Here is a 22,837-nt window from a genome sequence, read left to right as displayed (position 1 = left end):
TGCTATTTAGCACTTACTTTTCTAAATAATCTTTCATTTCTTCTAAAGGAATCTGATGAATGGCTGCCCTGCCTAATTCTGGAACAATGACTAATTTGATTGTCTTGCCCCGAGCTTTCTTATCATGAAGTAAGGCATGATAGAGCTCTTCTTGTCGCCAAGGTTGATAATCAACTGGAAGCCCAAATTTGCGACACATCTGCTCAATATCTGTGGTAATTCCTTTAGGCATTAGCTTTTCTTTTTCTGCTACACGCGCTACCTGAACCATTCCAATAGCCACAGCTTCTCCGTGCATGACTTTGCCATAACCAGCAGTCGCCTCCACTGCATGACCAATCGTATGTCCAAAATTTAGATAAAGGCGCACACCATTGTCAAGTTCGTCTTCCACTACTAGCTTTCGTTTGACATTACAAGAATGATAGATGATACTTTCTGCGTGCTCCAAAATGGACTCTGGGCTACCGTCCATGTCAGACAGTTCCTGCCATAGCTCCACGTCCTCAATCAGACCATACTTAATGACCTCTCCCATGCCTTCAATCAATTCACGTTGTCCTAAAGTTGTTAAAACATCTGGGTCAATCAGAACTCCGTCCGGCTGAGTAAAAGTACCCACCATGTTCTTAGCCCACGGCGTATTGACTCCTGTTTTTCCACCAATCGAAGAATCTACCTGAGCTGTCAAACTCGTCGGTATCTGTACAAAATGAATACCTCGCATATAAGTTGAAGCTGCAAAGCCAGCCAAATCACCGACCACACCGCCACCCAAGGCAACAATACCATCACTGCGAGTCATCCCTACTTTAGCGAGAAATTCATAAACTTTATTGACTGTTGTTAAATTTTTACTAGCTTCCCCTTCCAGAAAATCAAATACAAACACTTCAAAACCAGCAACTTCTAAGCTACATTTAACCGTTTCAGCATACAGACTTGCCACATGATTATCTGTGATAACAACGATCTTTTGAGCTGACCATAAACTTGCCAGCCATTCTCCAGCTTTGGCTAAAGTACCTTTTTCAATGACAATATCGTAAGGATGATTGGGAATATTCACATTTAATTTCATAGGCAACCCCTTATTTGTACTTTTTTTCCAATGCCTGCCAAATTTCTTTAGTTGGCATTTTTTTTCCTGTCCACAATTTGAATGCTTCTGCCGCCTGATACAACAACATTCCCAAGCCATTCACTACTTCAACTTCTTGTCCTTTTGCCCATTTTAAAAATGGGGTTTCAAACGGCTGGTAAATCACATCTGCCACAAGAAGTGAATGTGGTAAACGAATACTGCTTGGTATTGGTAAAGCCTTACCGTCCATGCCTAAACTGGTCCCGTTGACCAATAAAGCAGAAACGTTAATTTTTTCTTGCAATAATTCTTGATTTTCTAAAGGCAATACCCAAATCTTCGTTGCAGTCTTCTGCTGAATTTCCTTCATTTTCTGTGAAACGCGTTCAAAAGAGGACTGGCGCGTAAACACAAAAATCTCCTCAGTACCATCTAGAGCTGCCTGTACAATAATCGCTGTCGCAGCTCCACCAGCTCCAAGCATGACCATTTTTTTGCCTTTAATGACAAAAGAAGGCAAGCTCATAAAAAATCCCTTGCCATCTGTGTTATAACCAATCAATTTTCCATGTTGATTCACAACAGTATTCACCGCCCCAATCATCTGCGCAGCAGGTGTCACTTCATCTAAAAAAGGAATCACAACTTGTTTATAAGGCATGGACAAATTGATTCCAAACATATTATAGCAGCGAATGTTTTCAACAGTTGCTTTCAAGTCATCCTGTGAGATTTCCCAAGCCACATAAACACCATTAACACCCGTTTGCTCAAATGCTGCATTATGGATAAAAGGAGAAATACTGTGCTTGATTGGATTGGCGACAACTGCCGCTAAACGAGTATAGCCGTCAATTTTCATTCAAAATCTCCTGAATTTGTTTCATACTAGCAAGAGAAATTTGACCTGGCGCACTAGGCTCATCTAAACTAGCAAACGACCAGCTGGAACCTGTCAAATCTGCTGTTATTCGTGAAATTTTTCCAATTTGTCCCATAGAAATGGTCACAAAATCCTGATCTGGATTTAAGGTTTTAAAACCACGCGTATAGTTCATCAAGTCCAATACATCTTGCTCGCTGCGCGCCATAACAGAAACTTTCACTACTTTTGGAGTCAGGCTTGTCAATTCAGATAAAATTTCCATCATATTTTCAGGCGTTTCTTCAAAATTGTGATAGCTCAAAACAAGATTTGGAAAATCCAACATTTCCTCAAATCTATTTTTGTGAGAAAAATATTCAAAATCAATATAATCCGGCTGATAAATCGTTGAAATTTCCTTGATAGTAGAAATATATTCATCATCCGTCAATTCAATATTTCCACCTTCGTCAATTGTTCTCAAAGTGAAAATCAATTCACGACCAGCAAATTTTTCAAAAATAGCAGGTGCAACAGTCAAAACCTCATCTTTTGCTAAAAAATCAGCACGCCATTCAATAATGTCCGCGTCATCATAACGCGAGCTATCAATATTCTGCGCTTCCTCTAAATTTTTCGGCATCACTGATACGACTAATTTCATTTGTCCACCTTAATGGTAAATACCTTGAGGTAATTACTTCTTTCATCTTTTTTATTATAAGTAAAATCTGCTGGCAAACCGTATTCTTTCAAATAACGGTGCTTGCTTCCTGCAAAACCTTTTTCAATTTCTTTTTTAAACTTAGTACGTGAAACATTCGCAGCATTTGTACTAGCAATGATAATCCCTTGGGGATTTAAAATTTCCAAAGACTGAGCAATCAACTTATGATAATCCTTCGCCACAGAAAAAGTTTGTTTTTTATTTCTTGCAAAACTCGGCGGATCTAACACAATTACATCATAAGTCAAACCATGTCGTTTTGCATATTTGAAATAGTCAAACACATCCATTACAAAGAATGTATGGTTGCTTAAGTCAAGATTATTCTCTCTAAAATGTGCTTCCGACAATTCACGACTGCGTTTTGCCAAATCAACAGAGGTCGTCTGGCTGGCTCCTCCCATGGCTGCCACAACCGAAAAAGCTGCCGTGTAGGAAAACATATTTAATAGCGACTTGCCAGCTGCTAGACCGTCTACCAAGCTACCACGAATCTCATGCTGATCGAGGAAAATTCCCGTCATCAATCCATCGTTTAAAAACACTTGATAGCGAACACCATTTTCTAAAATCGTGAAAAATGCTGGTGCTTCTTGCCCATACAAATGAGCGGATTCAACATTCAAACCCTTGAAACGAATTTTCTCATACGCTCCTGTAACTTCTGGAAAGACCTGTTGAAATGCTTGAACAATGGTATCTTTAATCTCGTAAACAAAGAGATTATACCAAGAAAAAACAGCATATTCTTGATACAAATCTATTGTCACCCCACCAAAACCATCTCCTTCTTGATTAAAAAGGCGGTAAGCTGTTGTCTCTTTTGATTGTTGATAAACTTGTCGCTTTTCTTTCGCAGATTGGAATAACTGACAGAAAAACGAGACATCTAAAGTTACTTTCTTCTGTGAGATAAACCAACCGATACCCTTGTTTTGCTCTGATAAGTATGCGATACCTACAAAATTTCCTTTTGCATTTACCAATTCTACAACTTGATGATGAAAAGAAAGTGAAGGAAAATCTTGTTTTTCTAAAACAAATCGTCCTTTTTTTATGTTTTCTTCAGTATAAGAAGGAATCGTAAGCTGTTTCATAAGCTCTATTATATCAAATGTTATGAATTTTCTCAAAAAAATGTACTACTTATTACAAAATGATTGCAAAAAATGTGTTCATACGTAAAAATTCTATTTATTCTCAATGGATAAAAATCCTTTCTCTGTTTTTTATCTAGCAAAAGAAAATGCAACATTTTAAATTACCAACTTAAATCAAAAATATGTTATACTTAGTAGTGAAAATTTTAGGAAATAAGACAAGGAAGTATATATTTGTGAAAACTATGACTAGGAAGATACTCAACTTCATGAGTACAAGACTAGGTTTTGTCTTGACCTTACTGACCCTTTATTGGCTGAAAACCATGTGGGCTTATTCTGTTGACTTTAATCTTGATATTCAGGGTGCCTATCAAGTCTTTCTCGCGATTCTCAATCCCCTTCCATTGGGATTGCTGTTGATTGGACTGGCACTTTATATTAAGCGCACCAAAGTTTTCTATATTCTAGCAGTTGCGCTTTACATTTTATTATTTGTCTGGCTCATTTCAAACTCTATCTATTATCGCGAGTTTAGTGATTTTGTTACTGTCAATACCATGCTCGCTTCAAGTAGTGTCTCGGCTGGTCTAGGAGAGGCTGCGCTTGAATTATTCCGCCCTGGAGATTTGATTTACATCATTGATTTTCCAATCTTAGGTTTTCTTTTTTATAAAAAATGGATCCGTTTAGACGATCGGCCATTCAACAAGCGAGCTAGCTTTGCAATTACTGCTCTGTCCAGTATGCTTTTTTCAGCCAATCTCTTTTTAGCAGAAGTTGACCGTCCAGAGTTATTGACACGCGGCTTCTCTAATTATTATGTTGTCCGCGCTTTAGGCTTGCCAGCCTTTCTTGGCTATAGTGCTAATCAGACATATAGCGCCAACAAAGAACGCTCCAAAGCAAGTGCTGAAGATTTGAAACCAGTTGAAGAATACGTCAAGTCACACTATGCCGAGCCAAATAAAGAGTATTACGGAATTGCTAAAGGTAGAAATGTCATCTATCTTCATTTAGAAAGTTTCCAACAATTCCTGATTGATTATAAATTAAAGTCTGATGGCAAAGAATACGAAGTAACACCTTTCCTCAACTCACTATATCATTCCAACTCAACTTTTGCTTTTTCTAATATCTTTAATCAAGTAAAAGCCGGAAAAACATCTGATGCAGAAACCATGCTAGAAACTGGTTTATTTGGTCTCAATCAGGGGTCCTTTATGGTAAACTATGGTGGAACAAACACGCAGCAAGCTGCTCCGTATATTCTCTCAAAAAATGGATATAATTCTAGTGCCGTTTTCCACGGAAATGCTGGTAGTTTCTGGAATCGAAATACCACCTACAAACAATGGGGATATAACTATTTCTTCGATTCTTCTTACTTCTCTAAGCAAGACAAAACAAATTCATTCCAATATGGCTTGAATGATAAGATTATGTTCAAAGATTCTATTAAATATCTTGAACATTTGCAACAACCATTTTATGCAAAATATATCACCGTTTCTAATCACTATCCCTATACAACTAGCTTGATTGGAGACGATACTGGTTTCCCACTTGCTTCGACTAAGGATGAAACAATCAATGGTTATTTTGCAACGGCCAATTATCTAGATTCTGCCGTTAAATCATTCTTTGACTACTTAAAAGCGTCTGGTCTTTATGAGAATTCAATCATCGTTCTTTATGGTGATCACTACGGTATTTCCAATTCACGGAATCCCTCGCTGGCGCCATTACTAGGCAAAAATTCTGAAACTTGGTCTAGCTACGACAATGCCATGCTCCAAAGAGTTCCTTATATGATTGTTATTCCTGGTATGACAAAAGGAAAAGTCGTTAATACCTATGGCGGGCAAGTTGATCTTTTACCTACTCTAGAACATTTGCTCGGTATAGACTCTAAACAATACTTGCAAGTCGGTCAAGATTTGTTATCATCTAAACATCAACAAACCGTTGCCTTTCGTTCATCAAACTATTTTGTAACTCCTAAGTATACTAGCTACAGTGGACGTACTTACTACACAGAAACAGGAGAAGAAATTACCAATCCAGATGAAACAACTAAGGCAGAATTGGAAAAAATCCGCAATACAACCAATGAGCAGTTGAAAATGAGTGACCTGATTCAAACCGGAGACTTGCTTCGCTTCTATACTGGAAATGATTTAGGGAAAGTGAATCCTAAGGACTATTCTTATACCAACTCACTTAAATCATTATTATCTATTGAAAAGAAAAAAGGTGATGAATCTACAAGCCTTTATAGCAAACGAGGTGGTAATTCAACTGTTGATCTGTTTAATTCCCCAAGCTATCGTGCTCTTCACCCTGAACAATTTGAATCAACAAGTAGCGGTTCTTCCTCATCAACAGAAGAATCCAGCTCTTCTTCTAAATAACCAAAAATCCCATACAAGTAAAATGAACTGTATGGGATTTTATAATGAAAGAAAGCACTCAATCTATTAATGTTTTGATGACTCGATTGACTTGATCAAAGAAAAATTGCTCCTCGTCATAAGTAATGCCTGTTGCTTTTGCCAACAAAATCAATATTTCCATAAAAAATTGAGAAGAAAAACCTGTAGTGGAATGCAATTCTTCTTCGTCAAAATGTTTAATTAAATGCGCTAATGGGTTCCGAACGGATTTCTCCAACTTTCGTAGTTCTTTGACCATGATTTTAACTTGCTCTGGTAAATCCAACAGTAAAATCAAGCTAGCCAGACTAGAAGAATGAACTGGACTTTCAGCATGAAAAGTACTCAAAATAGGATGATCTGTATTTTTCATCTTTTCAAAATTCCAACGATCGTAACTCGCTTCTCTAGAATTATGAATATAGGATTCAATATCAGGAATTTCTTGCTTAATCAAACGCATAAAAATCCGATAAATCGCCGGACTAACAGCACGAATAAAGTCAATCACTTGTTCGTTTTTGAGCTTTGCTTCTAAGTCATATAGGTAATTCGCTAATTGCTCATCTTCCTCAGAATCATGACAAAAAAGTTGAAAATCATTTCTAATTTTCAACTGATATTCCATAGCAGGGCGAATATTCAACTCTCTCCGCTCTGCCATGATATACAAAAGTTCAACTAACTTTGAGTCTGCACCATTCAGCCTTTGAGCTAATTTATAAGCATGAGCATAATCATAGCGAGAAATAGCGTAAATTATCTCTTCTTTGACGTACGTCTAAATTTTCAATCATGATTCTGAAATAAGCGTTTCTAAACCGACTTTCATCATATCTGTGAAAGTCGTTTGTCGTTCTTCCGCTGTTGTATCTTCGTCCGGATTAACTAAACTATCTGAAATGGTCATAATGCCAAGAGCTTCGACATTATATTGAGCAGCTAGATAGTAAAGAGCTGCCGCTTCCATTTCCACAGCCAAAACTCCCATTTTTCCAAGTTCGATATTTTTTTCACCGTAGTTTGAGTAGAAAACATCTGATGATAAGACACTTCCAACATGCGTTGTCATACCAAAATCCTTGGCAAGATGATAAGCCTTATCTAAAAGACGAAAACTTGCAATTTGCGGAAAATCATATTGAGGCCAATCATTACGAATGATATTTGAGTTTGTCGCTGCTGCTTGCGCTAATACCAATTCACGTACATGAACGTCTTTATTCAAGGAACCAGCCGTTCCTACACGAATTAAACGTTTCACACCATAGTTCACAATCAATTCATGAGCATAGATAGAAATCGACGGAATTCCCATTCCAGTTCCCATAACACTAACACGATGCCCCTTATAAGTCCCTGTATAACCAAACATGTTGCGAACTTCATTAAAACATACAGCATCTTCTAAAAAGTTTTCGGCAATAAATTTGGCACGGAGTGGATCTCCAGGTAGTAAAATTTTATCGGCAATTTCGCCTTGTTTTGCTGCAATATGGATTGACATAAGTAAGATACCAAGCCCGTCAAAAACCCAAACTGAAAAGTACAAGCGCTAAATAACTTTTCTTAGGAGCTTATTCATCTCAGAAAGGATTGCGTGCGGGTTTTATTCCTTTCGTTTCTAGTTGAGTTCAGAAAGAGATGTGATTGTAAGCTCAATCTTCGACTCTTTTTACATTTATGTTTTTATAGTTCTGCAAGGATTGCTTTTACAAGTCCTTTAAAGTTTTCCTTGATACGTTCTGTCACTTCTACGACTTCTTCATGGTTTAGCTCGTTTTGAAAACCAGCTGCAAAGTTTGTAATAGCAGAAATCCCCAATACTTTCAAGCCTGAGTGGGCTGCCACAATTACTTCTGGAACAGTTGACATACCGACAGCGCTAGCTCCTAAGGTTTGGAAAGCGCGGATTTCAGCTGGTGTTTCATAGGTTGGACCGGTAACACCCAGATAAACTCCTTCTTTCAATTCAATGCCTAATTTTTCGGCTACGGCGTGGGCTTTTTCACGGTAAGCTTTTGTATAAGCATCAGACATATCTGGGAAGCGTGGACCAAATTCATCCAAATTCGCTCCAATCAAAGGATTTTGCCCCGTCAGATTGATATGGTCTGAAATAGCCATTAACGTCCCTGGACCATATCCAATCCCTCCAGCGGCATTGGTAACAATGACACCTTCACAACCTAGTGCTCTCATCACACGAACAGGGAATGCCACCACTTCCATCGGATTTCCTTCGTAAAAATGAAAACGTCCTTGCAAAGCCAGTACTTTCCGACCTGCTAAATCGCCATAAACCAATTTACCAGCATGCCCCACCACTGTTGAGCGACCCCAATTTGGAATGCCTGCATAGTCAATGCTGACAGCATTTTCAATCTCACCAGCTAATTCTCCCAAACCAGAACCGAGAATCAAACCAAATTCTGGTGCGGTAATTCCTTTATCTTTTAAAAACTGTGCTGTTTCGTTAATTTTATCCATTAAATTCATATCTTTATCCTTTTATATCTTTTTTAATTTTCACTCGAAAAATGTTGAATGACACAATTACGCTCCACTCTTAAGAGCATATTCTAATCTTTCTTATTCTTTTTGAACATCAGCATTTAGTGCAACACTAATTCGGACTGAATCCATGATAATGACATAAATATAATAACATGTGACATAAAATTCTATTCTCCTTTTGATTTGGTTGATTTTAAAATTTGCACGCCATTTCTTCCAGCAACAATGACCATATCCACCATTTGATTAAAGAGTCCATGTTCCACAACGCCAACTACATGATCTAGCTTTTGCCCAAATTCGACTGGATTTTCAATCACGCCTAAGTCAAGATCAATAATGAAATTCTGCATATCCGTGACATAGCGCTGCCCATTTTTTTCACGAAATGACGGTTTATAGCCTGCATGTTCAAAACGACGGAAAAGCTGTCCTGCACCATATTGTACGACTTCTACAGGCAATTTGAAAACACCTAGTTTACCAACCATTTTACTTTCATCAACTACCCAAATGTAGGTTTTGGTTGGAGTTGCAACAACTTTTTCCATAAGCAGAGCGCCGCCACCGCCTTTGATACCGTTGAAGTCAGTATCCACCTCATCAGCTCCGTCAACGGTCACGTCTACTTCATCTACTTCATCAATTGATTTCAAAGGAATACCTAAACGCCGAGCTTGTTCACTCGTTGTGCTTGAAGTTGTAACTGCTGTTATTTTCAGTCCTTCTTCCTTGATACGCCGTCCAACTTCTTCCACAAAATAATAGGCAGTCGAACCCGTTCCTAAACCAACTACCATACCGTCTTTCACATATTCTGCAGCTTTGATTCCTGCCATTTTTTTGAGGTTCTCCATTTTTGCTCCTTTATTCAATCTGCTTCTAGTATACCATGATTTGCCAACTTTAGCACCCAAAAAATGAAACCACTTTCTTTTTAAATGATCCCTTTTTTACAAACATTCTAAAATCCGAATATTCTATTTTTCTTGATTATAAAACACCAAAAATTCCAGATTTTCTTTGCTATAATTTGATATATCAAATGAATAAACGAATGATATTTGAAGCTTTCTTAAAATTTATTTTATTGTATTAAAAAGAGATGATGAATTTATTTGAACAAAAACAGCATGTAAAAATCTTGCGACGAACCTTGTTTTGCGTTACAATGAATATAGATTGCATAAACACATTATAAGGATTAAATTGATGATAACCAAAGAATTTGATACGATTGCTGCCATTTCCACTCCTCTTGGTGAAGGAGCTATCGGCATTGTTAGACTGAGCGGGACGGACAGCTTTGCCATTGCTCAAAAAATCTTCAAAGGAAAAGATTTAAGTACGGTTGCCAGTCACACACTAAATTATGGGCATATTATTGACCCAGAAAAAAACGAAATTTTAGATGAAGTTATGATTGGAGCTATGCGTTCTCCTAAAACCTTCACACGTGAAGACGTGATTGAGATTAACACCCACGGAGGGATTGCTGTGACCAACGAAATTCTCCAATTAGCCATTCGAGAAGGAGCTAGAATGGCAGAACCTGGTGAATTTACTAAGCGCGCCTTTCTCAATGGACGCGTGGATTTGACGCAAGCAGAGGCTATTATGGACATTATTCGGGCAAAAACGGACAAAGCCATGAATATCGCCGTCAAGCAACTGGACGGCTCTCTATCCGACCTCATTAACAATACACGTCTGGAAATTCTTAACACACTGGCTCAAGTTGAGGTCAATATTGACTATCCAGAATACGACGATGTTGAGGAAATGACCACCAAACTGTTGCGTGAAAAAACAGCTGAATTTGAAAAACTTCTGTCTCAACTTTTAAAAATAGCTCGCCGCGGTAAGATTCTGCGCGAAGGAATTTCGACTGCTATTATTGGTCGCCCAAATGTTGGCAAATCTAGTCTCCTTAACAACCTGCTCCACGAGGACAAGGCAATTGTAACGGACATCGCTGGAACCACTCGCGATGTCATTGAAGAATATGTCAACATCAATGGGGTACCACTCAAGTTGATTGACACTGCGGGTATTCGTGATACAGATGATATTGTCGAACAAATCGGAGTAGAGCGTTCCAAAAAAGCGCTCCAAGATGCTGACCTTGTACTTCTTGTGTTAAATGCTAGTGAGCCATTGACAGAACAAGACCGCAAACTTCTAGAAATCAGTCAAGACACCAACCGTATCTTGTTGCTCAATAAAACCGACTTAGAAGAAAAGATTGAAGTTGACCAGCTTCCCGATAACTTCATCAAGATTTCTGTTCTTCAAAATCAAAATATTGATAAAATCGAAGAACGAATCAACCAACTTTTCTTTGAAAATGCAGGCATTGTAGAACAAGATGCTACTTATCTCTCTAACGCTCGTCATATTTCTCTAATTGAAAAAGCTGTTGAAAGTCTCCACGCTGTCAATGAAGGACTGGATCTAGGAATGCCTGTTGACTTAGTCCAAGTGGATCTCACCCGAACATGGGAAATCCTTGGTGAAATCACAGGTGATGCCGCTCCTGATGAACTCATTAGCCAACTTTTCAGCCAATTTTGTTTGGGAAAATAATAGTAAATAAATTCGAACAAAAACAAGTAAGCTCTATGATTTCTAAGGTTATTCCTATAGAAATCATAGAGCTTCTTACTTTTCATCAAAAAGAGAATAAGACAGAACTAAACATTTAAAATTTTTAGTTCGTAGTTTCAACCTTTCATTACTAGACCGATAAAATGACAAAAACTTCATTCTCATAGAGCAGACACAATATTATGCTCTGATTGTCATGAATGGAGAACCTTCTGTATTGTCAGTTGGATCCAAACTCCGTACTCTAAATAAATAATCTACTGAATAATAGCCATTATTATTAGCATTATACGGATCCATTACATAAGTCATTCCGTTGTTATAGCCCCTCATGACTAGCTCATGCGTAACAGGATAATTTGCAAATACACTGGTTCCTACTGCACCAAGCACATGGTGTCCCATAGCAAGCGCTTCTCGCACAGCTGCGGTTGAACCTAAAACATCCGTTTTCAAGCCCCAATGTCGAGCTGCTAATACAATACCATGACTCGTTGTACCATAGCTTCTCTTATTAAATTCATTCGTAGAATAATAGAGATAATCTGCCACAGTCGTTGGTAAAACAGTCTGTCCTGTAATACCAGAAATTGCCATAGCGACCGTTGTTGGCACGCAACCTGTTGCAGCAAATGTGTAGCCTCCATAAGTTCGTCCTGCCCAACGACCATCACGTTGAGAAAAATATGGTGTCGGATAAGACGTTTTAGAAACTTGTATTGTTGTACCACCTACTCCAACCAGCTTACCATTGTTTTGAATGTAATACAAATGAATATTGTATTCGCCGGTTGAGCTCTTATGGTCACTCGCTTTCACAGTTATCTTATAGGTACCATCGGCTCGTTTCGCAGCAGTATACCAAATGATGTCATCTTGACCATTTACACTAGACCAAGTTGGCAATTTCACTTCACGAACACCATAAGGACTGGAAACATTAGACACTACCACGTCAAATGTTCCTGTTTTAGGATTATTATTTTGAATCGTGATTTTTCCAGTTGGTTTAAGGTTTTCCGCAGAAATTGTCACATTGGTTGATGTATCGCCTACTCCAATCAATGTTCCATTGTTTTGAACATAGTACAAATGAATATAGTACAAACCGGTTGAATTCTTATGATCACTTGCTTTAATGAACGCCTTATAAGTTCCATTGGCCTGTCTAGTAGCAGTGTACCAGATAATATCATCCTGACCATTGACATTAGACCAAGTCGGTAATTTCACTTCACGAACACCATCTGGATTAGAAACATTGGAGACAATTACTTCAAAAGTTCCTTTATTCGCATCTTTATTTTGAATCGTTAATGTACCTTTTGGACGTGCAATTGAAACTTCTGTCGTTGTACCACCTACTCCAACGAGTTTACCATTGTTTTGGATATAATACAGATGAATGTGGTATAAACCTGTACTTCTTTTATGGTCACTCGCTTTGACAGTTGCTTTGTAAGTCCCATTGGCCTGTCTAGTAGCGGTATACCAGATAATATCGTCCTGACCATCCACATTAGACCAGGTCGGTAATTTCACTTCACGAACACCGTAAGGGCTAGAAACACCTGAGACAATCACATCAAAGGTTCCTGTGTTAGGATTATTATTCGCAATTGTAAGATTGCCTTTTGCTCTTGCTAAAGATACAATTACTTGCGTTCCTGCTACTCCAACGATTTTGCCATTGTCTTGGATATAATACAGATGAACATTATATAGACCTGTTGAATATTTGTGATCACTTACCTTGACGGTCGTCTTATAAGTCCCATCAGCTTGTTTTTTAGCGGTATACCAGATAATATCATCTTGACCACCGATGCTGGACCAAGTTGGAACTTTCACTTCACGAACGCCATAAGGACTAGAAACATTGGAAATAAGGACATCAAAAGTTCCTGTGTCAGGATTATTATTAGCAATAGTCACTTTTCCTTGAGGTCGTCCAAATGAAAGCTCGGTAGTTGTTCCACCTACGCCAACCAATTTCCCATTATTTTGGATGTAATAAAGGTGAATGTGATAGAGTCCTGTAGAAAATTTGTGATCTACTGCCCTTACTGTTACTTTATAAGTTCCATCAGCCTGTTTAGCAGCTGTATACCAAATAATGTCATCTTGACCATTGACATTAGACCAGGTCGGTAACTTCACTTCACGAACGCCATAAGGAGCAGAAACATCTGACACAATCACATCAAAGGTTCCTGTGTTAGGATTATTGTTTTGAACCGTGATTTTTCCCTTTATTGGCTGATTTGCAGCACGATTGCTTGGAGTTGCCTTATTCGTAAATCGTCCAGTATAATCCACGCTTTGGTCAAATACATGACGACCAGGTAGTAGTTCAGCTTACGAAGTAAACTGCCAAGCACCTGCTTCACTATTATATTTCAGTGTTTTCGCATCATCTGCACTTAATTTTGAAGTTGGATATTGCGCTACCCAGAAATTCTCCAAGCCAAATTGCTCTATTTGGATTGGTCCTTTCGTTCTGAGATTATTTCGATCAAGCCAACTTGCACTTGTATAGTACATCAAATTTGAAAAGCCCATACGCCGCATTTCATCTGCCCAAGCTTGAGTAGTTGCATTGATATTTGGACGCATATCAGAATCTTCAATATCATTTACCATAACAGTTGAGGAAGGAAGGTTCAATCGCCTTGCTTCCTCTGCAAAATAGCGCGCTTCTGCTCTTGCTTCTGCTTCATTAGTATAATGAGAAAAGGCATAAGCCGACACTTGCATACCTGCCGCTTGTGCATTCCGTGTTTGAGAAGCCGCATAAGGATTTTTATAGCTCGTTCCTTCTGTTAATTTGACAACAACCCCATTTACCCCTTTTTCAGCTAAATGTTGATAATCCTCTTTGCTGATATGCCCATTATGACTGCTGACATCTACAAAGGTTGATTTTTTTACTTGCGCATCAGGATTACTTCTAGCTGTTGTTTGATTATTCTGCGTAGCAAAAAAAGTTGACTTATTGTCTTTTTTAGTCTCAGTTGTAGTTGTCGAATTTTCTTTTACAACATTTTGTTCTTCTGAAACTTTAGCTTCAGTTGAAGCGGTTGATGAAGCAGTTGCTTCATTTTTAGATGAAGAAGATGAAGTTGTTTGATTTATTGGAGCAGTTTGAGTTACTTCTTTTGTTTGGAGTTCAACTGAAGAATGAGCTTCTTGTTTATTGACTTCTACTGTCGGCTGTGGCGTAGAAGTTTTTACAGGTTCATCAGCAAAAACCTGATGTGAACTAGCTGCAATTAAAATAGCTGTGCTTGCTAAATAAAATAAACTTTTCTTTTTCATTTTATTTCTCCATTTTAAAATAAGCCTGCCATAAAATATGGCAAGCTAATTATTTCTTTTAAGAACTATTTTACAAAGTCCAACAATGCAAGGAAACTTTCTGCTTCAAGTGATGCTCCACCAACAAGGGCACCGTCAACATCTGGACATGCCATGTATTCAGCTACATTGTTCGGTTTTACTGAGCCGCCGTATTGTACACGTACTTTGTCAGCCACTTCTTGACCAAAGTCAGCTGCTACAACATCACGAACTGCTTTACACATTTTTTGAGCATCGTCTTGAGTAGCTGATTTACCAGTACCGATAGCCCAGATTGGTTCGTAAGCAATGACAAGAGAAGACACTTGTTCTGCTGTCAATCCTTTAAGGGCTGCAGATACTTGAGCACCTACAAATTCCACTGCTTTACCATCTTCGTAAGTTTCAAGAGATTCACCACAGCAGATGATTGGAAGAAGACCGTTGCGGAAGATAGCATGAGCTTTCTTGTTGATATCTTCGTCTGTTTCATGGAAATAGTCACGACGTTCAGAGTGACCAATTACAACATAATCAAGACCCATTTCAGAAAGAACTTTGGGACTATTTTCACCAGTAAATGCACCAGCGTCTTCAAAATAAGTATTTTGTGCAGCAACTTTAAGATTTGAACCTTTTGCTGCAGCAAGAACTGTCGTCAAATCAAGTGCAGGAGCTGCGATACCAGCTTCAACAAGTTCTGATGAAGGCAATTTAGAAGCTACTGCTTCAACAAATGCTTTAGCTTCTTCTGGATTTTTGTTCATTTTCCAGTTGCCAGCGATAAACGGTTTACGTGACATTTCACATACCTCTTCTTTTTTTATTTACATCTATTATTTTACCATAATTTAATAGAGAAATAAAGACTGAGTCGAATGAAATCATAAAAAAGAAAGCCCCGCAATAGCGGAGCTCGTTTGTCTGACTTTAATTGTTCATCTGGGAACTTAACTGAATTAAGCTTCGATTTCTGTAACCATACCTGAACCTACAGTACGTCCACCTTCACGGATAGAGAATGTAGTTCCTTGTTCTACGGCAATTGGGTGGATCAACTCAACATCAATTGTTACGTTATCACCAGGCATTACCATTTCAGTACCTGCAGGAAGTTCGATTGAACCTGTAACGTCTGTAGTACGGAAGTAGAATTGAGGACGGTAGTTGTTGAAGAATGGAGTATGACGTCCACCTTCTTCTTTAGTAAGGATGTAAACTTCACCTTTGAACTTAGTATGTGGATGAATTGAACCTGGTTTAGCAAGAACTTGTCCACGTTCGATTTCGTCACGTTGGATACCACGAAGAAGAACCCCTACGTTATCTCCAGCAAGACCTTCGTCCAATTGTTTACGGAACATTTCAACACCAGTAACAACTGCTTTTTGGATTTCGTCACGGATACCAACGATTTCAACTTCGTCGTTGACTTTAACAGTACCACGGTCGATACGTCCTGAAGCAACAGTACCACGTCCAGTAATTGAGAATACATCTTCGACTGGAAGAAGCAATGGTTTGTCAGTGTCACGTTCTGGTTCTGGAATGTATTCATCAACAGTATCCATCAATTCCATGATGATGTCTTCATATTTTTCATCACCTTCAAGAGCTTTAAGAGCTGAACCTTGGATAACTGGGATTTCATCACCTGGGAAATCGTATTCTGAAAGAAGGTCACGGATTTCCATTTCAACCAATTCAAGCAATTCTTCATCGTCAACCAAGTCAACTTTATTCATGAAGACGATAAGGTATTTAACACCTACTTGGCGTGAAAGAAGAATGTGTTCACGAGTTTGAGGCATTGGTCCGTCAGTTGAAGCTACTACAAGGATAGCTCCATCCATTTGAGCAGCACCAGTGATCATGTTTTTAACGTAGTCTGCGTGTCCTGGAGCGTCGATGTGAGCATAGTGACGTTTAGCAGTTTCGTATTCAACGTGTGCAGTGTTGATAGTGATTCCGCGTTCGCGTTCTTCTGGAGCAGCATCAATAGATGAGTAATCTTTTGGTTGGTTAACTGAACTTGGAAGACGACGTGCAAGTACAGTCGTGATAGCTGCAGTTAGGGTAGTTTTACCATGGTCAACGTGTCCAATTGTACCGATGTTAACGTGTGGTTTACTACGATCGTATTTTTCTTTTGCCATTTGAGTAAAAGCCTCCAATAAAATATATTTTATAGATAGACAGTAGGCAATACAGTCTAACTTTCCTTACTATTTTATCAAATTTTCTTCAAATTGCAAGCATTTTACGCCTTTTTTATCAATTTATTCTTTGTCCAACTTGTAGTATGGTTGATTTGGTGTAGAAGCCCCAATACTTGATGCGTAAATCCACTCCTTACCTTCCAACTGAGCAAAATTTTCAGCTTTTCCTGTTAGGATAACGCCTGAGAATTCTAATTTTTCTAGGTCTTCTTTCTTAGACAAGTCTAGCTTACCAAATTTTTTCAAGTAGGTTTTAATGTCATCTGACGGAGTTGCATTATTGTAGCTACTTTTTCCAAATCCACTTTTAATATATTTCTTCAGATTAAGCAAGAATCCATCTACATCTTTCATTTGGGCAAGTCTGTTACTCAGTCTCTCTCCTTCTTTGAGATTTTTAATAGCTTCTTCTGCTTCCTTTTTGTGAACATATTCTTTTTTCGTTAGATAATCTGGACTCGTGCCGTATAGATTACTTGGTTGCCACCAACTTGGATCACCTGTTGAATTTGTACCAATCCAATACCAATTGGTTTTAAGATTCTTAGGAATCATTGCTCGAATTTCTTTTAAACTATATGGTTTATCAAAAGTCAGAGCCACTTCTACCAGTTGATTTTTCATTTCTTTGATATAAGGAAGTTCTTGGGTTGGTTCATGAACAGGTTCTCCTTTCTCCTCTTTCACATTTTTATTGTAGAATTGTGGCACTTTTTGATTGTTTTCTATTTGAATAGTTGCCCCAGATTCCGTATATCTTCCAGAATTTGCATGAAAAAGAGTTCCTCGATTGATATTAAAAATTCCAAAATCTGTCTTGTATTCACCATAGTCTAGCGGAATCCCATAAATATCTTTGGCTTGTCTACCTTTAATACCACCATGGAGCATGTCCCCACCATTAGCAGACCAGGTATACGTTTCAATATTAGGAAAAGCGACGTTTTCAACTAGCTGTACCTCATTGACAACCTTCCAAGCTTGGTCGCTGATGAGTTTTCCTGTAATCATACGAGCGGCAATATATATTCCAAAAAATACTACCACTACTGTTGTTGACCAGAGGATAATCCGCTTAATCATCCTTTTTTTGTTTTTCTTTGCAACGATTTCAAAAGTTTCCATGATGATATCCTTTCTTTTCCAAAACCTGTCGAAGTTTCTTTCGACTGCGCATGAGCTGAACCTTGACCTTGCTTTTAGAATAATGAAGCACTTCTGCTATTTCGCCTGTTGAGAACCCTTGAAAATAATAAAGATCCAACATGATTTTATCCTGTGTTGGCAACTTTTCTACTTCCTCCATGAGAAAGTCATAATCTGCTCCTTCAACAATCAATTGATTTTCCTTTGTAAAAAAATCTCGCCGCAGGATTTCCATATAATGCTTATCACGCCGGTATTTGTCAATATAGCGGTGAATAGACACACGATACATCCAAGCTCGCATTTTTTGAGCAGGGATGACAAAATCAGACTCTAGCATTTTGATAAAAACATCCTGAACAACATCTTCTGCTTGCTCTTTTGGAACGCCTGAGCCTTGCAGATAATAGACGATTTCTTTCGCAAAGGTAATCAAGACTTTTTCATAATCATCTAGTTTGATATCCTCATCCCCCTTCCTTCACTAGTATAACGAATTGGAAGCATTTTGGGTTACAAAGATATAAAAAAATCGGAAATAATCCGATTTTTTATTCTTCATCAGCCTGAATTTCTCAGTCCAGTCGCAATTCCATTGATTGTGACGTGAATCAACCTTTCTTCGTCAGGAGATAACTCCCCACGGCGTTGGCGTTTGATGAGTTCTAGCTGAATATAATTCAAGATATTAAAATAACGCATGCGGTAATCCAAACTGTCTCGCAAGTATGGATTTTCCTCTAACAGTTCATCATAATCTTCAATAGCAAGAATGACATTCTTGGTCAACTGCCACTCATCTAAGATTGTGTAATAGATTTCTTGAACTTTTTCATCTTCGCATAGTTTTGCATATTCAAAGGCGATATTCATATTCGACTTAGACAGCACCATGTCCACATTGGACAAAAGCGATTGGAAGAAAGGCCAGTTTTTATACATCTTTCTTAAGAAAGCTAGATTTTCTTTTGGATTTTCATCAATAAATTCTTTAAAGCTGGATCCAACACCATACCAACCAGGAAACATCACTCGACTTTGGGACCATGAAAAGACCCACGGAATGGCACGCAAGCCACCGATTTCGGTAATTGTTTTACGCGCAGCCGGTCGCGAACCAATATTAAAGCTGGAAATAGCTTTGATCGGACTTGATTCAAAGAAATAATCATAAAAATGCTCATTGCCAAAAACCAAATCACGATAAATTTGATAGCTTCGTTCTACTACCTGATCCATAATATGCTCATAGCGGTTAGATGTGCTAGTATCGCTCTTTTTCTTGGTAATCATACGGTTAATCGTTGCCGACACCAGCATTTCTAAATTGTAGTACGCAGCGTCTTTATTTCCGTATTTATTGCCAATGACTTCTCCTTGCTCTGTCAAGCGAATCCGGTCATTGATACTACGGAGAGGCTGAGAGGTAATGGCTTCATAAGTAGGTCCGCCACCACGACCAACCGTTCCACCACGACCGTGGAAAAAGGTGATTTTCACACCAAATTCATCTCCGATAGCAGTCAATTGCTGTTGCGCTTTATAAAGAGTCCAGCAGGATGATAAGTAACCACCGTCTTTATTGCTGTCTGAATAGCCCAGCATGATTTCTTGATAGTTGTTATTAGAGGCAATCCATTTCTGAGCGATTGGAAGAGATAAGTATTTCTTCATCGTGTCATAGGAATTATCCAAGTCTTCAATGGTTTCAAAGAGCGGCACAATCTGTACACGCGCAAATTCTTTGTCAATGAGACCAACTTCCTTGTGCATAACAGCCAACTCTAAAAGGTCAGACACGCTCGTAGCATGAGAAATAATGGTTTGCTTAATAACCGCATCTCCTAGCTTGTCTTTCAACTCACGCGCCGTTTGAAAAATCTCTAATTCTTTTTGTAAAAGGGCAGATTTTTTAGCATGTGTTGCAGAGAGAATCCGCGGATCATAGAGAAGTTCATTTAGCAGAACGTGACATTTTTCGTCTTCAGAAAGCTCGCTATAATGCTCCACAATTCCTGCGCTCGCTAATAACTCTGCAACGCAGGCTTCATGAACACTGGAATCTTGACGCATATCAATGGAAGCAAGGTAAAAACCGAATACTTCTACTGCTTGAAGCAACTCAGTAAACTCACCAGAAATCATTGCTTCGCCTTTATTTTCAAGAAGAGACTGCTTGATAGCTAGTAAATCATGTTTAAATTCTTCAATTTTGTGGTAATGTGGCTCGGTTTTTATCTGATCAATAAAGTAAGTCTTTGTATTTTTTAGTTTTGTTTGAATATAGTAGAAGGCTCGACGATACAATTCTTTTTCGCGGTAAATAGAATTATCTTCTGACAGATAAGCCATTTCCTGCACCGCTTCACTTACTTTTACGATACCTGTTGACAAAGAAAATTCACGGTACAAATTAGCAACTTTCGTATCGTAATAGTTCATAATCACTTCACATTGTGTCAAAGCGGATTTTTTCAATGTTTCAGCTGTAACATAAGGATTTCCATCTCGGTCACCACCAATCCACATTCCCATCGTAATAGGGGTAGGATTTTTCAGGTCAATCCCGTGCTGTTTGGCTAAGCGCTTGTATTCTTCTGTTAAATTAGTCACCGCCTGCAAGAAAGAGCTATTGTAGTATTCCATCACATTGGTGATTTCATTGGTCACTTTTAATTTCTTCTCACGAATCATATCTGTCCGCATGATAATTTCGATATATCGACGAAGATTATTGTGCCATTTTTGCTCATTGAGCAAGCCCATTCGCACATCGCGGTATTTACGCAACAAGACATGAATATGATTGGTCAAATCCAACATAGTCGTTCGTTGCACTTGAGTTGGGTGAGCTGTTAAAACAGGAACCACATTCAAATGCTCCAAAATTTCAGCAGCGTTTTCCTTTTCAGCAACCAAATCAATCGTTGTGGATAATTTCCCAAGATAATCTTGCCCCACATTATTTTGATAGTTAATCTCAAAAGCCAAATCCACATCTTCTGAAATATTGATTAAAAGAGGCAGGATTGAAAAATAACGAGAAATATAGGACATTTCCTTGTTCGATAGACTTTGAACAATCTCATTTAACCCTTCATAATTTCCAGCTGCTGCTAATTCTTTTAAAGCAATGATTTTTTCAAAGGTTTCAGGACTCAGCATATTTTTTGTAACTTCTTCTAATAAGTCCGTCAGAATCGTAACTTCTTCTTTGATAACTTCTTTATTGTTGTAATTTTCTAATTTTTGAAGTGACATAATCTACACCTTTCAATAAGCTTTTGCTCAATCTAACGTTAGCGAATAATTCTTAAACCGTGATTGGTTTCTTCGATTTCTCTATACAAACTTTCTCGTTTTTCATTGGCATCAATGTTTAAAACAAAAGCAATCGCTACGGATAATACTAACAAACTATTTCCACCTTGTGATAAGAATGGGAAGGTGACACCCGTCGAAGGAATCAAACCGGAAATTCCTCCAATATTGACAAACGTTTGTGTCAGTAACATTCCACCGACACCAAGAGCCATCATAGAATTAAATGGATCTTTCGCTCGAATTCCCACAAGGATAATCCGCAAAATAAGGAAAAACAAGAGGGCTAAAATCAAGCTGGCACCGATAAATCCAAATTCTTCAATAACAATGGAAAAGACGAAGTCTGTCTGTGCTTCTGGCAAATAACCACGTTTTTCGATAGAATTTCCTAATCCTAAGCCAAACCAACCGCCATTGCTCATGGCGTAATAGGAATTAGCTAGCTGGTGACCTGCGCCTGATAAATCTTTAAAAGGATTAAAAAAGGCACTAAATCGTTTTGCTACATAGCCAAACACAGGAACCTTAGCAACTTTTTCCACACCAATCAACCAGATGCCTGCTAAAACCGCTGTGGAAAGAGTGACCAATATCCCAAGAAGAGTTGAAAACCAGCGATAACCGATCCCACTAACCGTTACCATGATTAAGGTCGTCAGCAAAAGAATGGTCGCATTCCCCAAGTCAGGCAGCACTGCCACAATCCCAATGAGCACCACGACCAGGATTCGCCAATCGTTCAGTGCACGCGGAATCAATTGATTTCGTGTTAAAGCCTGATAATCATACGTTGCGATTTCATCTTGTTGATGAGAAAACCGCTGTGCTAAAAACCAAATCAGAATAATTTTTAAATACTCAGCCGGCTGGAGACTAATCGGACCAAATCGTAACCAACCATGTGCACCATTGATTCGGGCACCAAGGAAGCGAGATAAAATTAAAAGCAAGATTTCCACAAAAATAACAATGACAATCAGTCGATTGTCTTTTAAGAAATCTAACTTTATTTTGTAAATTAAAGCAATAGCAAGCAAGCTGATTACCCAGAAAATTCCTTGATTTAAAACAGATCTGAGCGAATTTGCTCCTACCTGTACTAAAGTGGCACTTGACGTTGAATAAACAACTATCAATCCCAAAATAGATAAAATCAAATAAGGAATCAAAATGGAATAATTCAGCAGGTGGCGTTTATCAATTTTCATAGTTCACCTAATATTATTAAATTTTCACCGAACATTATACCACTTTTCAAGGTAAAAAAAAAGTATTTGACGAACGGTATTTTTTAAATCCTTGCAGTATCTAGGCTAAACTTTAACTAAAAAAAGAACAATAAGCTGAGTCTATGAATAGGATTTATAAGCATTCTTCACCGTTATGTCCAATAAACCGCTTTCTTTAATATTTCAATTTGATGACAAATACTTATTTTCTACTAGTTTATTTTGCTTTTTATCTGACTTTACGT

16 protein-coding genes and 1 pseudogene are annotated in these 22,837 nt (G+C 38.2%); 2 read left to right on the top strand and 15 right to left on the bottom strand.

All coding sequences use genetic code 11. From position 1 onward, the window contains the following. Nucleotides 1–13: 13 nt before the first annotated feature. From aroB to ANG_RS04365, 4 genes are read right to left on the bottom strand one after another with little or no spacing between them, the layout of a single operon-like run. The gene (aroB, locus tag ANG_RS04380) at nucleotides 14–1,081 is read right to left on the bottom strand and encodes a 3-dehydroquinate synthase (RefSeq protein ID WP_025271697.1); all 1,068 of its coding nucleotides are present in this window, start codon (nucleotides 1,079–1,081) and stop codon (nucleotides 14–16) included. A 10-nt stretch (nucleotides 1,082–1,091) separates the two neighbouring features. Continuing rightward, on the bottom strand, nucleotides 1,092–1,946 hold the full coding sequence (locus tag ANG_RS04375) for a shikimate dehydrogenase (RefSeq protein ID WP_003035869.1): 855 nt from the start codon (nucleotides 1,944–1,946) through the stop codon (nucleotides 1,092–1,094). Next, complete coding sequence (aroD, locus tag ANG_RS04370) at nucleotides 1,936–2,613, bottom strand: type I 3-dehydroquinate dehydratase (protein WP_003036248.1); 678 nt, start codon at nucleotides 2,611–2,613, stop codon at nucleotides 1,936–1,938. The genes ANG_RS04375 and aroD overlap by 11 nt, the downstream gene beginning before the upstream one ends. Then, a complete protein-coding gene (locus ANG_RS04365) occupies nucleotides 2,610–3,773 on the bottom strand; it encodes a class I SAM-dependent rRNA methyltransferase (protein WP_003036152.1) in 1,164 nt (387 codons plus the stop codon). Before ANG_RS04365 ends, aroD begins: the two co-directional genes overlap by 4 nt. Before the next feature lie 248 nt (nucleotides 3,774–4,021). Between ANG_RS04365 and ANG_RS04360 the strand changes: the two genes are divergently transcribed. Beyond that, nucleotides 4,022–6,190, top strand: a complete 2,169-nt coding sequence (locus tag ANG_RS04360) for an LTA synthase family protein (protein ID WP_020999730.1) — start codon at nucleotides 4,022–4,024, stop codon at nucleotides 6,188–6,190. A 58-nt stretch (nucleotides 6,191–6,248) separates the two neighbouring features. Here ANG_RS04360 and ANG_RS04355 read toward each other — a convergent pair whose 3' ends face one another. The 4 genes from ANG_RS04355 to rpiA form a co-directional block, all read right to left on the bottom strand. Beyond that, the gene (locus tag ANG_RS04355) at nucleotides 6,249–6,875 is read right to left on the bottom strand and encodes a histidine protein kinase (protein ID WP_003035965.1); all 627 of its coding nucleotides are present in this window, start codon (nucleotides 6,873–6,875) and stop codon (nucleotides 6,249–6,251) included. A 129-nt stretch (nucleotides 6,876–7,004) separates the two neighbouring features. Further along, entirely contained in the window at nucleotides 7,005–7,718 is a 714-nt protein-coding gene (gene deoD / locus ANG_RS04350; RefSeq protein WP_003036198.1) for a purine-nucleoside phosphorylase, read from the bottom strand. Nucleotides 7,719–7,900: 182 nt separating this feature from the next. Continuing rightward, complete coding sequence (locus ANG_RS04345) at nucleotides 7,901–8,710, bottom strand: purine-nucleoside phosphorylase (protein ID WP_003036038.1); 810 nt, start codon at nucleotides 8,708–8,710, stop codon at nucleotides 7,901–7,903. 185 nt (nucleotides 8,711–8,895) lie between these two features. After that, nucleotides 8,896–9,585, bottom strand: a complete 690-nt coding sequence (rpiA, locus tag ANG_RS04340) for a ribose-5-phosphate isomerase RpiA (protein ID WP_020999732.1) — start codon at nucleotides 9,583–9,585, stop codon at nucleotides 8,896–8,898. A 355-nt stretch (nucleotides 9,586–9,940) separates the two neighbouring features. Here rpiA and mnmE point away from each other — a divergent pair, with 355 nt between their 5' ends. Then, nucleotides 9,941–11,314: a tRNA uridine-5-carboxymethylaminomethyl(34) synthesis GTPase MnmE gene (mnmE, locus tag ANG_RS04335; RefSeq protein WP_003036109.1), complete on the top strand. Its 1,374-nt coding sequence runs from the start codon at nucleotides 9,941–9,943 to the stop codon at nucleotides 11,312–11,314. A gap of 201 nt (nucleotides 11,315–11,515) precedes the next feature. On the opposite strand, the pseudogene ANG_RS04330 reads toward mnmE, so the two are convergent. The 7 genes and pseudogenes from ANG_RS04330 to ftsW all read right to left on the bottom strand — a co-directional run bounded on the left by ANG_RS04330 (nucleotide 11,516) and on the right by ftsW (nucleotide 22,571). Further along, nucleotides 11,516–14,653, bottom strand: a pseudogene (locus ANG_RS04330) (GBS Bsp-like repeat-containing protein). Between the two features lie 65 nt (nucleotides 14,654–14,718). Continuing rightward, nucleotides 14,719–15,477, bottom strand: coding sequence for a triose-phosphate isomerase (gene tpiA / locus ANG_RS04325; protein WP_003035955.1), 759 nt, complete (start codon nucleotides 15,475–15,477; stop codon nucleotides 14,719–14,721). A gap of 156 nt (nucleotides 15,478–15,633) precedes the next feature. Continuing rightward, a complete protein-coding gene (gene tuf / locus ANG_RS04320; protein WP_003023932.1) occupies nucleotides 15,634–16,830 on the bottom strand; it encodes an elongation factor Tu in 1,197 nt (398 codons plus the stop codon). A 123-nt stretch (nucleotides 16,831–16,953) separates the two neighbouring features. Next, nucleotides 16,954–18,018, bottom strand: a complete 1,065-nt coding sequence (locus tag ANG_RS04315; protein ID WP_003036035.1) for an anti sigma factor C-terminal domain-containing protein — start codon at nucleotides 18,016–18,018, stop codon at nucleotides 16,954–16,956. Continuing rightward, nucleotides 18,005–18,475 carry an RNA polymerase sigma factor gene (locus tag ANG_RS04310; protein ID WP_003036279.1) on the bottom strand — a complete coding sequence of 157 codons (471 nt, stop codon included), beginning with the start codon at nucleotides 18,473–18,475 and terminating at the stop codon, nucleotides 18,005–18,007. Before ANG_RS04310 ends, ANG_RS04315 begins: the two co-directional genes overlap by 14 nt. Before the next feature lie 125 nt (nucleotides 18,476–18,600). Continuing rightward, nucleotides 18,601–21,300, bottom strand: coding sequence for a phosphoenolpyruvate carboxylase (gene ppc, locus ANG_RS04305; RefSeq protein ID WP_003036032.1), 2,700 nt, complete (start codon nucleotides 21,298–21,300; stop codon nucleotides 18,601–18,603). A gap of 38 nt (nucleotides 21,301–21,338) precedes the next feature. After that, nucleotides 21,339–22,571, bottom strand: a complete 1,233-nt coding sequence (gene ftsW / locus ANG_RS04300; protein WP_003036112.1) for a cell division peptidoglycan polymerase FtsW — start codon at nucleotides 22,569–22,571, stop codon at nucleotides 21,339–21,341. Nucleotides 22,572–22,837: the final 266 nt, after the last annotated feature.

This window comes from Streptococcus anginosus subsp. whileyi MAS624, assembly GCF_000478925.1.
GTDB classification, from domain to species: Bacteria; Bacillota; Bacilli; order Lactobacillales; family Streptococcaceae; genus Streptococcus; species Streptococcus whileyi.
Note: the sequence above shows the minus strand (reverse complement) of the source record. Positions and strands in the feature narration are given on the sequence as shown.